The sequence below is a fragment of the Bradyrhizobium sp. AUGA SZCCT0182 genome (assembly GCF_018130185.1).
Taxonomy (GTDB): domain Bacteria; phylum Pseudomonadota; class Alphaproteobacteria; order Rhizobiales; family Xanthobacteraceae; genus Bradyrhizobium.
Map to the genome: position 1 here is coordinate 107,982 of NZ_JAFCLY010000005.1, position 12,849 is coordinate 120,830.

Sequence of the window (12,849 nt, forward strand, 5' to 3'; positions counted from 1 at the left end):
CACCCAGGAGTGAAGCAGTACGCGAGATTAGAGGCAGCGCGCATTACCCGAAACGCCCGAGTTTCTGCGCGAAGTCGGCCGCAGCTCGGGCGGCCACTTCGCCGATAGAAAGCGCCTCTTGCTTTTCCTCATCACGGCCGAATGACTGCGCGGCCTGTCTTGTGCCACGGCGAATCGGCGCCGGGGCCGTTGAATGCGGATCAGGGTCGGGTTTCGGTCTATTGCACATCGTTACGAGCCGATCACGTAGCCGCCACCGCCGCCAACTGATGGAGGTGTGATGGTGATGCCGCTGTTGCGGCCAAGGTCTAGCGAGTTGGTGGCGGCAAACGTAGCGCCGCCGCTACAAGTGATGTCCCGAAAGGTGGTCCAACTAAACGCCGGGGAGCCAGAGGCCACCGAAATTGTTGCCGGCGAGTTGACCGTGGAGCTTGAGAACGCCACGGGGCTGCTCGAACTGCCGGTACAGTTGATGGCTGCTATGGTCGTAGTGGCGCCAGCGAACGTTACGAGCCTTGGACCGGTGATGGTGAGCGTCCCGGCCACGGTAGTCGCCAAGTTGAACAGGAAGTCGTAGCCGTTCGCCCCGGCCGCACCGACCGTAATATTGTTATATGTTAGGCTGGCGTTGCCTGTAAAAGTTATCCGCGCCGCCGCAGTGCTGGTAAAATTTAGGGTCGATCCGTTGGCATTGAGCGTGAAGTTTGTCGCCGTAATGTTATTCCACGACCCTCCCGTGATCGTCCAAGTACCATCGCCCATGTTGAGCGTGCGCGCACCGATACCAGTGCCGCTGAACGTCTGAAGCGTGACGTTGTTGTCGTTGGTGGCAAAGTCCAGCGTCCCAGTGAACGCGCCCATCCCAATCGCCGTGACATTCACAGTCGTGTTGACTGTGACCGTGCCGCCTCCGGACGATCCGTCGAACGTTACAGTATCGCCCGAGCCGGGGACAGACTGGCCGCCGGCTCCGCCGCTCGACGCAGCCCAATGCGTGGTGTCGGAAGCATCCCAGGCGCCCGTTCCCAAAACCCAAAATCTAGATGCGATCACACACCTCCTCAGCGCGGCTTTAATGCGCCCTTGCTTGAGACTTTTCCATTAGGCGAGTCTTATACCGTCGGCTCGGTCGCGGCTGCTGCGCTGATCCGGAACGATGTCGAACGCGACGCGCTGGCCAGGTGCCGGTCGAAACGTGCCGGCGAGAAATTTAACGTGCATGAATACATCAGGCCCGTCGTCGCGCTGAATGAAGCCGAAGCCCCGATCGTCGTTCCAAACCTTGATTGTGCCCGTGTGCATGATGTCCTGCTCGTGCTCAGTGAATATCGACGCCACCGCGCAGAAGCCACGCGCGCAGACGCTTCATAGCTTCGTCGAGCTCGTCGAGAACGAGTTCGCGCTGTTCGTCGACAATCGCGATCGCTTGTTCGGTCGTCATGACATTTCGACCCGTCACGCTATCTATGAACCTCTCTTCAGAGTCCTTTATCAGCCGCAGTGACGAGGCTCTGGCCTTCGCCACGACGTCGTCGACGTTTTTAATAGCGTGCTCGATCGTCATCATTTCGCGTCCTTGCCCTTTTTGACTGCTAAAACCCAAGCGTCGCTACCAGATCCGGGCCGCTCGCCGACGCTGGCACGCTGCGCATGAAACATAGAGCCGCCATCCGTGACGAAGTTGCCGGCGCCGTAAACTTTTTGCTGATCCCACACTCCGACGTATTTCAGTGACGACGGTCGCGCCTCGAGCTCTTTGACGCGGTCGGTTAAGGTCGCGATGATTGCGTTCTGTATCTTGCCGGCTTCAGCAAACATTCCGAGAAAATCGAGCAGCTCGTTTAGGGTGACGTTGCTTTTAAGAGCTGCCTCTGAAGCCACCTTGCGCACACTGTCGGCATATTCGGATTGAGCCTTCCATCCGACAGGCATTGGCTTATTCATTGTCCGGCCCTCAGTCAGTAACCAACGCCAGTCAAAACCGCGACCGAGTTTTCACGTCTGCGCTCCCAGCGGATGTAGCGCCTTACCAAAACTCCGATCAGATTATTTTGCCAAAGTGATTGCATCTGCGTCGCCGCGGTGACGGGAGAATCCGGCGCATTCGACATTTGCACGATGGCGTTTTTCGAAGCGTCGAACTCGAGGCCGCCCTCATTCATGAATACTTCCGCCGCATCGATCAAAATTATCGTGCCGTCGCTCGGGCTGTTGCTGTCGGTCGGAGTGCTGGCGGAGATAATTACCGGGATGCCTGCGATGTTGCCGCCCTTCGCACCCACATTGCGGGTCAACTGAACGTTCATCGCGGCAAGCGCGATCGCGGTCGTCGCCTTCATCACCAAATAGGGTGCAATCATATTGGTTTCGATCAGTGCGCAGAGCGCCCGAAAATCTGCAGCGAAAGCATCGGCAGTGGTGCCGGTCGACGCCACCGTGGGCGCGCCGTATGTGATCGAGGCGGGTGACACACCCACCACTTCCGCGATCGTAGGATCTAGAAACGCGACGTCGGAGAACTCAGCCACTGCACCGGCCAGGTCCTGCCGGATCAACTCGGGAGCGTCCGGTTCCGCGGACCTTGCGAGCTCGTCCGTGAAAACGACGATGCCGCCGATCTTCGAACTCTCAAACGTCATCGTCTCAAAACTCATCGCACTGACTAGCATCGGGCTTCCGGCGCCGGACCAGCCGACCGAGGTGCCGGCAGTGGTGCGAGGCGCCCTGGTGTTGAACGGCATTTTGCGGAAACCCTGCATTTGGCCGATCACGGTCAGGGGCCGTAAATACTCGACGAAAGCCGCCGCCAGCGAGTTGATTGGTGCTAACGGTCCTGCCCACGTCCCATCAGCAGTGCTGGCTGGCGCAATCGCTGTTTTCCGGATCACATCGAGATGCAGCGAGCGGGGATATCGGTGCTCAAAGGTCTGCAGCGCTTCTTTGCGGCGCCCATCTGATATCGCTGTGCACGCAACGAATTGGGAGAATGCCAGCGCCTTTCCTGCGATGACGGCGCGGCCGGCGGTCTCGATCGGATTCTGATGCATCTTCGTTGCAGTCCTTCAAGCGTGTGTGCGAAGCAGATGACGAGTCATGACACACACGGAAACAGGATGTAGTGACGCGTCATTCGCACCAGACAGCGACAGCCTTTGACAGCGCATGGTCGACCTTGGCGGGATCGTCCGCGTCGTCTCGCGCCAACAATCCGAACGCTATCAAGGTCTCAGCGGCGGCTACCTCATCGACCAGCACGCGCGCGATCCGAAGCCCGCGGCGCTTGCGGTCGGCGTGTACCCGCTGACGATCGGCGCCCGATTGCGGCAAGGTTTTTCAGCCCAGCCTTGCGGCGCGCCGCGGCTTGCCGGTCCGGCGGCTTTGTTTCGGCTCAGCGTAGTGCTGTCGAATAAATTTCATGATTGCAGGTCCGTAAAAACCCTCGAGCTGCTCCTCGGTAAGCTCGACGGCGCGCGCAATCTGCATCAGCGGCGTTCTAAACCACAGCAGCGCCATCACCACGGCAAGATCGCAATAGATTGAATCTACGACGGTTTCGACGCCTTGGCGGCTGCGTGACAGGGCGGTCATCAGCGCGTCACGCCGCGGCGCGATATCCCACGGACGTTCGCTTTCCTGCGGCTGTTGCGCTTTGTGTTGCACCACCAAAGGGTCGGAATACCGAACCCAGCCACGGGATTTTGCTCGACGGCGGATCTCGGTGTCGCTCGTATGATTATCGCGAGCTAAGGCCCTAATTGAAAGGGTTTCTCCTTCATAACGACGCTGGATTAGAGCCCAGTCGGGAGAAGATTTTTCTAGTTTTCTAATGCTCATTGTTGCACCTCTAAATCTGTGGGAGGGAATAAAATCTCCCCGCGACGCCCCATGTGGTGGATTTTCCCCTAAACGGCGGTAACTAAATACCCCCCCCCATCGGGTCAGCGGCGCAGGTGTAACCACTGCAACCGGTTACAATGGAAAGGCTGAAACCCCTTCCCGCGTATAGTAATTTAGAGAATTGAGTGGTTACACTGGTGACAGTGGTGGCGAGCCCTGTGCTGCAATGATTTCCGTTGTAACCGGTTTAGTCTGTGTAACCGGTTCAAAGTGGTGGCTAAGGCCCATCAATTCGCCAGTGGCTTGTATCGCCAGCTTTGCTTGCCACCAGCAGTGCGGACCTGCACCCGGCACCATCCGTAGGCCTTCAGGCATCGTGCAACGCGATTCTGCTCGACCTGACCCCAGCGCGAGCGATCGATGCAAACCGCGTCCGTGAGCACCTCAGCGACGGACACGCTGGTTCGGGGCTCAAGATAGGCGACGATCACGTCCCACCACGGATCGTCTATCAGGCGGTCGCGCTGCTCGCGCTGGGCCTGCTCGACCACCTCCGGCTTGATGAACCACCACGGGGCGCCGCCCTGGTAGAGCCGATAGGCTTCTGCCCAAAGCTGATCCCGGTCACGGGCTAGGCCGGCGGTATCGATCCGTGTAGCCCTTACAGGCCAGAATCTCCGGTTGCCGGTTTCGTCCTTAAGATAGTTGTCGCCGTTCGTGCTGCCGACAAAAACGCAACTGCGCGGACATTCGATAACTCGCGTTCCGTATGGTGGACGGAAGCGGTCGACGGTTCGAGATATCCATGCCTTTATCCGCCCGGCATCAGCGCGAGAGTAAGCGTCGAGCTCGGCCAATTCGAAACCCCAAACGCCGGACAACTGCATCGCGGCGTCTTTCGAACCAAGGTCTCCGACTTCATCGCAGAAAAACGAACCGAACAGGATCTTTAGCGCCTTGGATTTTCCAATACCCTGTGGCCCTTCGATGATCGGAACATGATCATGCTTGCAACCGGGATTTAGAACACGCGCGACGGCGCCAATCATGAAGCTGCTGCCAACGTTTGCGACGTAGTTGCCAGGCGCCGCACCAAAGTAAGTTGCGAACATAGAGCGCAGCCGCGGCGTGCCGTCCCAAACGCTGTATTCGAGATACTCTCTGACCGGGTGATAGGGTCGCTCTCGCGCAACTAGTTCAACCGCCTGCGCTGTGGTTGGTGGCTTTACAGTTATCCCGGCTCGCTGGATGTGCTCGGTCGCTAGCAAATCGTCATGGGAAGACCATGGGCGGGGTTTGAATGATTGCGGGTCTAAGTCCCATGGCGGCGCCGATACCAGCATTGTCTTGCCGGCGAATTCGTCGAAAGCCAGCATCATCTGCAGTTCAGGGTCGCCGCGAAGCATGGTGCAGGCATTGGCTAAGCTGGCGTGCGGGGCACCACTGCCGTAGCGCTGCAGTTCCTTTGTCCAATCCGGTGGCGGCAGGCTGATAACGTTGCTCATCGACGCACCTGTGCGCCTAGAAATGCCGCCAGAACCGCAGCCGCGGCATCAGCGCGATCGGCGTCAGGGATGGGCGGGGACGTCCAAAACAAATCTCCGCCTTTGGAAACGTAGGAGACCCCAAAAAAATCCGAGCCCTCCGAGCGATCTCTTATCGGCATAGGCGCAACCGAAACTTGGCCGCCAAGTCCTCGGATGTCGGCAGCGAATATCGGCGGTCTTTGACGGCGGACGGTCATCGCGGCGCCCTCCCGGCAAAAGCCAGCGCCGCGATCGTCGCGGCGGTCTCGAGCTCGAAGCCGAACCTGGCAGCGAGACTTCGTGCTTGTCGGGTGCTGGTGGCTTCTGTATCATCGGTGTTGCTCAGAACTCCGATATTGCGACGATCTGCCCGTGCATGGTGGCAACCATTGCGCGGGCTTCGCATTTTTGGGATGTCGGGCGGTTCATCGGAACGCTTGCCGAACAAAGTCCCCGCGTTTTCCCCCAGGGATTGAACGGTGTTCGATTTCCGTTCATGATCCAGCGATGGGGGAATGGGGAGTGGTTGGTTCGCGAAACCCTTATTTTGTAAGGGTGGAATGGTGCTGCCAGACAGGATTGAACTGTCGACCTCTCCATTACCAATGGAGTGCTCTACCACTGAGCTACGGCAGCATGCCCGGTATCCGAGGAATCGGCCCAAAAGGCCTCTACGGGCGGCCGGTTCTTGCCACAAGGGCCCCTCCGGTGCAAGCACGCGGCGGGGCTGGAAAGGGCCTAAAACGGCCAAAAATCAACGCGAGGTCGCGCTTCCTGCCACAACCGGGCCAACTCCGGGCCGATCCGGTTCCATTTCGCAGGCCCACGGCCTGAGAAGCCGGTTCGGGCGAATCATTGGACTGCGACCGGGAGGACGCGATTGCGCGACAGGCGGACGAAACCCAATATGTTCGGACGGTAGAGAGCGCCGCCACGGCACACGCAACAGGTCCAGGATGCAGGACGATCAGGACAAACGCGCGGGAACGGCCAAGCCTGACGTGAAGGATTCGCGACAGCAGCGCTTGAAGCTGGCGCTGCGCGAAAATCTCAAGCGGCGGAAGTCGCAGGCGCGCGGGCGCAGCGATGAAGGTGCCGCACCTTCCGAAAACACCGATGTCTCCCTAGATGACGCAGGCGGAGTAAAGCCGGGCCAGTAGCGGCCAGGGAAATTCCCGACCGCTCGCCGGGTGGCCAGCCTCTCCGCAAAACGCTGGGTTCTTTATTGGGTGGCGAGATGAGTGCAGACACCACGACAGCCGGTCCGGCGGCCGGCCAAAATTCCTTCGCGTTTCCGCGCCACGAGCAGACCTTCCCGACGCTGACGTCGCAAGAGATCGAGCGCATGCGCCGGTTCGGCGAGTTGCGCAGCTATGGGCACGGCGAGGCGCTGTTCGAGACCGGCAAGCCCGGGCCCGGCATGTTCGTGGTGCTGTCGGGCCATGTCGCGATCACGCTGCGCGACGGCCTCGGCCATGTCACGCCCGTCATCGATCAGTGCGTTGGACAATTCGTGGCCGAGATCGGCCAGCTCTCCGGCCGCGTCGCGTTGGTCGACGGCCATGCCGAGGGCGATGTCGAGACGCTGCTGATTCCGCCAGACCGGTTGCGGGCGCTGCTGATGGCCGAGGCCGATCTTGGCGAGCGCATCATGCGCGCGCTGGTGCTGCGCCGGGTCAGCCTGATCCAGGGCGGCGTCGGCGGCCCGGTGCTGATCGGGCCGGCCTCGCTCGGCGGCATGGCGCGCTTACAGAATTTTTTGACGCGCAACGGCCAGCCGCATCATCTGCTCGATCCCGAGAACGACAAGGACGCCGCCGATCTCGTGGAACGTTATTCGGCCGCGCGCAGCGATCTGCCGCTGGTGGTGTGTCCTGACGGCACCGTGCTGCGCAATCCGTCGGAAACCTCGCTCGCGCTCGCGATGGGCATGATCACCAACCATGCGCATGACAAGCTCTACGATGTGGCCGTGGTCGGCAGCGGTCCGGCCGGGCTTGCCACCGCGGTCTATGCGGCGTCGGAAGGGCTGTCGGTCGCGGTGTTCGATTCGCGCGCCTTTGGCGGACAGGCCGGCGCCAGTGCGCGGATTGAGAACTATCTGGGATTCCCGACCGGCATTTCCGGCCAGGCGTTGGCCGGGCGCGCCTACAACCAAGCGCAAAAGTTCGGCGCCGAGATGCTGATCCCGGTCTCCATCCGCTCGCTGGATTGCACGAAGCCCGATGGCCTGTTCGCGCTGGCGACCGAATGCGGACAGTCGCTGAAAGCCAAATCGGTCGTGGTCGCGAGCGGCGCGCGCTACCGCCGGCCCGAGATCGAAAATCTCGACGCCTATGAAGGCCGCGGTGTCTGGTACTGGGCCTCGCCGATCGAAGCCAAGCTGTGCGTCGATCAGGACGTCGTGCTGGTCGGCGGCGGCAACTCCGCCGGACAGGCGGCGGTGTTTTTGTCCAGCCATGCGCGGAAAGTCTACATGATCATCCGCGGCGGCGGCCTCGGCGCCAGCATGTCGCACTATCTTATCGAGCGCATCGAAGCGACTGACAACATCGAACTGATCTTCAACGCCGAGGTGGTCGGCCTCGAGGGCGAGGACGCCTCGCTGCGGCGCGTGCGCTGGCGCAGCCGTCTGGCGCCGGACGAGGTGCAGAGCCTCGACATCCGCAATCTCTTTCTGTTCGTCGGCGCCGATCCCGCGACCGGCTGGCTCGAGGGCTGCGGCGTCAGGGTCGACCGCGCCGGTTTTGTTCTCACCGGCGTCCAAGACGGCGTCCAAGGAATCGTCCAAGGCGGCCAAAATAGCGAGCGTGCGGTGCCCTTTTTGGAAACCACGGTGCCCGGCGTGTTCGCGGTCGGCGACGTCCGCTCCGGCTCGGTCAAACGCGTCGGCGGCGCGATCGGCGAGGGCGCGCAGGTGGTGGCGGCATTGCACGGCTTTCTCGCCGACGGTTCGAAGCCGGCGCTCTAATCCGCGTGCGACTTTCGTCGATGCCTCGCGCGTTGCCGCGCATGACGGTTGTGCAATGGGCGCGTGTGGCAATTTCCCGCGCTGCATCGTAACGTTCGGCGGGTTTCCAACGAAGGGGGCGCATCATGATTTTAGGTATGAGTACGGCGACATTTGTTCTGGTGCATGTCGTCATCAGTTTGATCGCAATCGTCTCAGGCCTCATCGTGATGTTCGGAATGCTCGGCTCGAAGCGGCAGCCGGGGCTCACCGCGATCTTCCTGCTGACGACGATCCTGACCAGCGCCACCGGCTTTGTGATTCCGCCGCTGCTGTTCGAAAAGTTCTTGCCGTCGCATTTGTTCGGCCTGCTCTCGCTGGTGCTGCTGGCGATCGCCTGCTTCGCGCTCTACATCATGAATCTGCGCGGCGCCTGGCGCTGGATCTACGCGCTGACCGCGCTGGTGGCGCTTTATCTCAATGTGTTCGTGCTGGTGGTCCAGTCATTCCTGAAGGTGCCGGCGCTGCACGCGCTGGCGCCGAGCGTGCCGCCGGCCGAGCCGCCCTTTGCGGTCGCGCAGGGCATCGTGCTGGTGTTCTTCGTGATCGTGATCATCGGCGTGATCCGGCGCTATCGGCCGGCGATGGCTGTTTGATTTCGTCATTCCGGGGCGACGCGTAGCGTCGAACCCGGAATCTCGCTCTATTACTTCTGGATTCCGGGTCCGCGCTGACGCGTGTCCCGGAATGACGGCGTAAGAACAATAAGAGGAGTTTCCCCATGCCCATGATCACAACAAAAGACGGCGTCGAGATCTTTTACAAGGACTGGGGCTCCGGTCAGCCGATCGTGTTCAGCCACGGCTGGCCGCTGTCATCGGACGACTGGGACGCGCAGATGCTGTTCTTCCTCCACAACGGCTTTCGCGTCGTCGCCCATGACCGCCGCGGCCACGGCCGCTCTGCCCAAGTCGGCGACGGCCACGACATGGACCATTATGCCGATGACCTCGCGGCGGTGACGGCACATCTCGATCTGAAGAACGCCGTTCACGTCGGCCATTCCACCGGCGGCGGCGAGGTGGTGCACTACATTGCTCGCCACGGCGAGAGCCGGGTCGCAAAGGCCGCGATCCTCAGCGCGGTGCCGCCGCTGATGGTGAAGACGGCGGCCAATCCGGGCGGCCTGCCGAAGGATGTCTTCGACGGATTCCAGGCCGCGCTCGCCGCCGGCCGTTCGCAATTCTATCGCGACGTCGCGGCCGGTCCCTTCTATGGCTACAACCGGCCCGGCGCCAAACCATCGGAGGCCGTGATCGAGAATTGGTGGCGCCAGGGCATGATGGGCGGCGCCAAGGCGCATTACGATGGCATCGTCGCATTCTCGCAGACCGATTTCACCGAGGACCTGAAGAAGATCAATGTGCCCGTGCTTGTCATGCATGGCGACGACGACCAGATCGTGCCCTATGCCGACTCCGCGCCGTTGTCGGCAAAGCTGCTGAAGAACGGGATACTGAAAACCTACAAGGGCTTTCCGCACGGCATGCCGACCACGGAAGCGGCGACGATCAACGCGGACCTGCTCGCCTTCATCAAGTCATGAAAGTTATCCTGTTCGGCGCCACCGGCATGGTCGGGCAGGGCGTGCTCCGCGAATGCCTGCTCGACGCCGGTGTCGAGCGCGTGCTGGTGGTCGGGCGCAGCCCGACCGGGCGGCAGCACGCCAAGCTTCGTGAAGTCCTGCATAAGGACTTCACGGACTTCTCCGCAATCGAGTCCGATCTTGCCGGATACGACGCCTGCTTCTTCTGCCTCGGTGTTTCCTCGGTCGGCATGGACGCCGAGCGCTACCGGCATCTGACCTATGACGTCACGATGGCCGCGGCGAACACGCTGGTTCGGCTCAACCCTGGCATGGTGTTCACCTACGTCACCGGCCGCAGCACGGATTCAACCGAGCAGGGCCCGGTGCGCTGGGCGCGCGTCAAGGGCAAGACCGAGAACGATCTGCTCAAGCTGCCGTTCAAGGCCGCCTACATGTTCCGGCCCGCCGGCATCCAGCCGCTGCACGGCGTGCGCTCGAAGACCGGCTGGGTGAACGCGATCTATGTCGTCGCCGCACCGCTGTTGTCGTATCTCGCCCGCACCTCGCCGAAGTTCATGACAACAAGCGAACAGCTCGGCCGCGCCATGATCAAGGTCGCGCGCGATGGCTATCCGAAGCGGGTGCTGGAGAGCGAGGATATCAACGCGGTCTAGCTGTCGTCCTGCGACCCGTCTCCGCCAAGGCTTCGCCGAAGCTTTAGGGAAGGCGGCACGCAGGGACCCATACGCCGCGGCGCCAATTGTTCTTGCACGCTGATCGACGGCTTCGCTTCAACAATAGATGACCGGGGTTAGGGGTCCCTGCGTTCGCAGGGACGACGGATCGTGTTATCCCGGAATGACGGCGGATCGTCGAGCCCACCCCATCAAATAGCCGCAAATTTCAAGGCTTTTGCCATCGGGGGTCCACAACCCCCATACTTTGTGCATAACAAAAAGGGGGGTGGCATGGACCGCATTCGGATTGTCGGCGGAAGCCCGCTCAACGGCACCATCGCGATTTCGGGCGCGAAGAATGCCGCGCTGCCGCTGATGATCGCGGGGCTGCTCACCGACGAAACCCTTGTTCTCGACAATGTGCCGCGGCTTGCCGATGTCGCGCAGCTGCAGCGCATCCTCGGCAATCACGGCGTCGACATCATCTCCGCGGGCAAGCGGCCCGGCGACCGCGAATACCAGGGACAGACCCTGCATATTTCGGCGGCTGATATCATCGACACGACAGCGCCCTATGAGCTGGTGTCACGGATGCGCGCCAGTTTCTGGGTGATCGCGCCGCTGCTGGCGCGGATGCACGTGGCGAAGGTCTCGCTGCCGGGCGGCTGCGCGATCGGCACGCGGCCGGTTGACCTGCTGATCATGGCGCTGGAGAAACTCGGCGCCGAGATCACCATCGACGCTGGCTATGTGGTCGCCAAAGCGCCCGGCGGCCTGCGCGGCGCGTCGATCGATTTCCCCAAGGTGACGGTCAGCGGCACCCACGTCGCGCTAATGGCGGCGACGCTGGCCAGGGGCACGACCATCATCGACAACGCGGCCTGCGAGCCCGAGATAACAGACGTCGCCGATTGCCTGAACAAGATGGGCGCGCGGATCGCCGGCGCCGGCACGCCGCGCATCGTGGTCGAGGGCGTCGAAAAACTGCACGGCGCGCGGCATACCGTGCTGCCCGACCGCATCGAGGCCGGCACTTATGCGATGGCGGTGGCGATGACCGGCGGCGAGGTGCAACTGGCGGGCGCACGGCCGGAGCTGCTGCAATCGGCGCTCGACGTGCTGACCGAAGCGGGCGCCGTCATCACCGTCAACAAGGATGGCATAAAGGTTTCCCGCAACGGTGCGGGGATCAAGCCGGTCAACGTGTCGACCGCGCCGTTCCCGGGCTTCCCGACCGATCTGCAGGCGCAGCTGATGGCGCTGATGGCCTGCGCCGGCGGCTCCTCGCAGATCACCGAAACCATTTTCGAGAACCGCTTCATGCATGTGCAGGAGCTGGCGCGGTTCGGCGCGAAAATTTCGCTCGACGGCGAAACCGCCACCATCGACGGCACCGCGAGCTTGCGCGGCGCGCCGGTCATGGCGACCGATCTGCGCGCGTCGGTGTCGCTGGTCATCGCCGGCCTTGCCGCCGAAGGCGAGACCATGGTCAACCGGATCTATCATCTCGACCGCGGTTTTGAGCGGCTGGAGGAAAAACTGTCGGCCTGCGGCGCCTCGATCCAGCGTATCAGCGACTGACGCGCGTATCCCGCCAAAGCATGTCTCCGGGCTTGATCCGGGGATGGGAACCGGTTTTGCGGCTAGGCTACGCACAAATTAAAGGTAAAGTTGGCGCATGGGTTCGCCTGAACAGCTCAAACTGATCGCGCTCGATTCCGATGATCTCTCGGTGATCTCGGCGCATGTCCAGGATGCCCGGGTGCAGGCCTCCGACATCGTCTGGCGACAGGACGAAAAACGCCTCGTGGTCGGCATGTTCAGGCTCGACTGGGAGCAGACGCTGTCCGGCGGCACCACCCCGCGGCGGACGATCGCAGCATTGCGCTTCGACCGGGTGCTGGCCTGCAAGTCGCGCAATATCGATCTGGATGCACCGGACGCCGTGCTGGAACTGGTCGGGATCGAATTCCACCCCGGCGAGGCCCCCGGCGGCAGCGCCTTGCTGCTGTTCAGCCATGGCGGAGCGCTGCGGCTGGACGTCGAATGCCTGGAATGCGAGCTGACCGACCTCGGCGCCGACGATCTCGGCACCAGCGATATCGGCATCGCGCCGTCTGGGCAGGAGGCCTGAAAAGCCCGCTGCGTAGGGTGGGCAAAGGCGCTCTTTGCGCCGTGCCCACCACAATAGGGGCAGATTTTCAGCCTTTCCCCGAGTTAGGTGGGCACGCTTCGCTTTGCCCACCCTACGGGACCGGCCTGACCCCTTGA

At 61.9% G+C, this 12,849-nt stretch carries 15 protein-coding genes and 1 tRNA gene; 7 read left to right on the top strand and 9 right to left on the bottom strand.

What is annotated here, in order from left to right; translation table 11 throughout:
- Nucleotides 1-231 precede the first annotated feature (231 nt).
- From JQ611_RS07915 to JQ611_RS07955, 9 genes are all read right to left on the bottom strand, one after another.
- Complete coding sequence (locus JQ611_RS07915; RefSeq protein ID WP_212465096.1) at nucleotides 232-1,053, bottom strand: hypothetical protein; 822 nt, start codon at nucleotides 1,051-1,053, stop codon at nucleotides 232-234.
- A 48-nt stretch (nucleotides 1,054-1,101) separates the two neighbouring features.
- A complete protein-coding gene (locus JQ611_RS07920; RefSeq protein ID WP_212465097.1) occupies nucleotides 1,102-1,302 on the bottom strand; it encodes a cold-shock protein in 201 nt (66 codons plus the stop codon).
- Between the two features lie 16 nt (nucleotides 1,303-1,318).
- Nucleotides 1,319-1,567: a hypothetical protein gene (locus tag JQ611_RS07925; RefSeq protein WP_212465098.1), complete on the bottom strand. Its 249-nt coding sequence runs from the start codon at nucleotides 1,565-1,567 to the stop codon at nucleotides 1,319-1,321.
- A complete protein-coding gene (locus tag JQ611_RS07930) occupies nucleotides 1,564-1,944 on the bottom strand; it encodes a hypothetical protein (RefSeq protein ID WP_212465099.1) in 381 nt (126 codons plus the stop codon). The genes JQ611_RS07925 and JQ611_RS07930 overlap by 4 nt, the downstream gene beginning before the upstream one ends.
- Before the next feature lie 14 nt (nucleotides 1,945-1,958).
- On the bottom strand, nucleotides 1,959-3,047 hold the full coding sequence (locus tag JQ611_RS07935; RefSeq protein WP_212465100.1) for a phage major capsid protein: 1,089 nt from the start codon (nucleotides 3,045-3,047) through the stop codon (nucleotides 1,959-1,961).
- Between the two features lie 79 nt (nucleotides 3,048-3,126).
- Nucleotides 3,127-3,327 carry a hypothetical protein gene (locus tag JQ611_RS07940; protein WP_212465101.1) on the bottom strand — a complete coding sequence of 67 codons (201 nt, stop codon included), beginning with the start codon at nucleotides 3,325-3,327 and terminating at the stop codon, nucleotides 3,127-3,129.
- A 6-nt stretch (nucleotides 3,328-3,333) separates the two neighbouring features.
- A complete protein-coding gene (locus tag JQ611_RS07945) occupies nucleotides 3,334-3,834 on the bottom strand; it encodes a hypothetical protein (RefSeq protein ID WP_212465102.1) in 501 nt (166 codons plus the stop codon).
- Nucleotides 3,835-4,124: 290 nt separating this feature from the next.
- Nucleotides 4,125-5,342, bottom strand: coding sequence for a virulence-associated E family protein (locus JQ611_RS07950; protein ID WP_212465103.1), 1,218 nt, complete (start codon nucleotides 5,340-5,342; stop codon nucleotides 4,125-4,127).
- Nucleotides 5,343-5,924: 582 nt separating this feature from the next.
- Nucleotides 5,925-5,999, bottom strand: a tRNA-Thr gene (locus tag JQ611_RS07955).
- Between the two features lie 320 nt (nucleotides 6,000-6,319).
- On the opposite strand from JQ611_RS07955, the gene JQ611_RS07960 reads away from it, so the two are divergent.
- The 7 genes from JQ611_RS07960 (at nucleotide 6,320) to JQ611_RS07990 (ending at nucleotide 12,712) form a co-directional block, all read left to right on the top strand.
- Nucleotides 6,320-6,523 carry a hypothetical protein gene (locus JQ611_RS07960; RefSeq protein WP_212265236.1) on the top strand — a complete coding sequence of 68 codons (204 nt, stop codon included), beginning with the start codon at nucleotides 6,320-6,322 and terminating at the stop codon, nucleotides 6,521-6,523.
- 77 nt (nucleotides 6,524-6,600) lie between these two features.
- On the top strand, nucleotides 6,601-8,334 hold the full coding sequence (locus JQ611_RS07965; protein WP_212465104.1) for an FAD-dependent oxidoreductase: 1,734 nt from the start codon (nucleotides 6,601-6,603) through the stop codon (nucleotides 8,332-8,334).
- A gap of 125 nt (nucleotides 8,335-8,459) precedes the next feature.
- A complete protein-coding gene (locus JQ611_RS07970; protein WP_212465105.1) occupies nucleotides 8,460-8,969 on the top strand; it encodes a hypothetical protein in 510 nt (169 codons plus the stop codon).
- A gap of 125 nt (nucleotides 8,970-9,094) precedes the next feature.
- Nucleotides 9,095-9,919, top strand: a complete 825-nt coding sequence (locus tag JQ611_RS07975) for an alpha/beta fold hydrolase (RefSeq protein WP_212465106.1) — start codon at nucleotides 9,095-9,097, stop codon at nucleotides 9,917-9,919.
- Complete coding sequence (locus JQ611_RS07980; protein WP_212465107.1) at nucleotides 9,916-10,575, top strand: NAD-dependent epimerase/dehydratase family protein; 660 nt, start codon at nucleotides 9,916-9,918, stop codon at nucleotides 10,573-10,575. Before JQ611_RS07975 ends, JQ611_RS07980 begins: the two co-directional genes overlap by 4 nt.
- Before the next feature lie 294 nt (nucleotides 10,576-10,869).
- A complete protein-coding gene (murA, locus tag JQ611_RS07985) occupies nucleotides 10,870-12,159 on the top strand; it encodes a UDP-N-acetylglucosamine 1-carboxyvinyltransferase (RefSeq protein ID WP_212465108.1) in 1,290 nt (429 codons plus the stop codon).
- A 97-nt stretch (nucleotides 12,160-12,256) separates the two neighbouring features.
- The gene (locus JQ611_RS07990) at nucleotides 12,257-12,712 is read left to right on the top strand and encodes a DUF2948 family protein (protein WP_212265231.1); all 456 of its coding nucleotides are present in this window, start codon (nucleotides 12,257-12,259) and stop codon (nucleotides 12,710-12,712) included.
- Nucleotides 12,713-12,849: the final 137 nt, after the last annotated feature.

Excerpts from the sequence above, each read along its gene's own strand:
- JQ611_RS07920 (WP_212465097.1), bottom strand. The coding sequence starts at position 1,302 with ATGCACACGGGCACAATCAAGGTTTGGAACGACGATCGGGGCTTCGGC.
- JQ611_RS07925 (WP_212465098.1), bottom strand. The coding sequence starts at position 1,567 with ATGATGACGATCGAGCACGCTATTAAAAACGTCGACGACGTCGTGGCG.
- JQ611_RS07930 (WP_212465099.1), bottom strand. The coding sequence starts at position 1,944 with ATGAATAAGCCAATGCCTGTCGGATGGAAGGCTCAATCCGAATATGCC.
- JQ611_RS07935 (WP_212465100.1), bottom strand. The coding sequence starts at position 3,047 with ATGCATCAGAATCCGATCGAGACCGCCGGCCGCGCCGTCATCGCAGGA.
- JQ611_RS07945 (WP_212465102.1), bottom strand. The coding sequence starts at position 3,834 with ATGAGCATTAGAAAACTAGAAAAATCTTCTCCCGACTGGGCTCTAATC.
- JQ611_RS07950 (WP_212465103.1), bottom strand. The coding sequence starts at position 5,342 with ATGAGCAACGTTATCAGCCTGCCGCCACCGGATTGGACAAAGGAACTG.
- JQ611_RS07960 (WP_212265236.1), top strand. The coding sequence starts at position 6,320 with ATGCAGGACGATCAGGACAAACGCGCGGGAACGGCCAAGCCTGACGTG.
- JQ611_RS07965 (WP_212465104.1), top strand. The coding sequence starts at position 6,601 with ATGAGTGCAGACACCACGACAGCCGGTCCGGCGGCCGGCCAAAATTCC.
- JQ611_RS07970 (WP_212465105.1), top strand. The coding sequence starts at position 8,460 with ATGATTTTAGGTATGAGTACGGCGACATTTGTTCTGGTGCATGTCGTC.
- JQ611_RS07975 (WP_212465106.1), top strand. The coding sequence starts at position 9,095 with ATGCCCATGATCACAACAAAAGACGGCGTCGAGATCTTTTACAAGGAC.
- JQ611_RS07980 (WP_212465107.1), top strand. The coding sequence starts at position 9,916 with ATGAAAGTTATCCTGTTCGGCGCCACCGGCATGGTCGGGCAGGGCGTG.
- murA (WP_212465108.1), top strand. The coding sequence starts at position 10,870 with ATGGACCGCATTCGGATTGTCGGCGGAAGCCCGCTCAACGGCACCATC.
- JQ611_RS07990 (WP_212265231.1), top strand. The coding sequence starts at position 12,257 with ATGGGTTCGCCTGAACAGCTCAAACTGATCGCGCTCGATTCCGATGAT.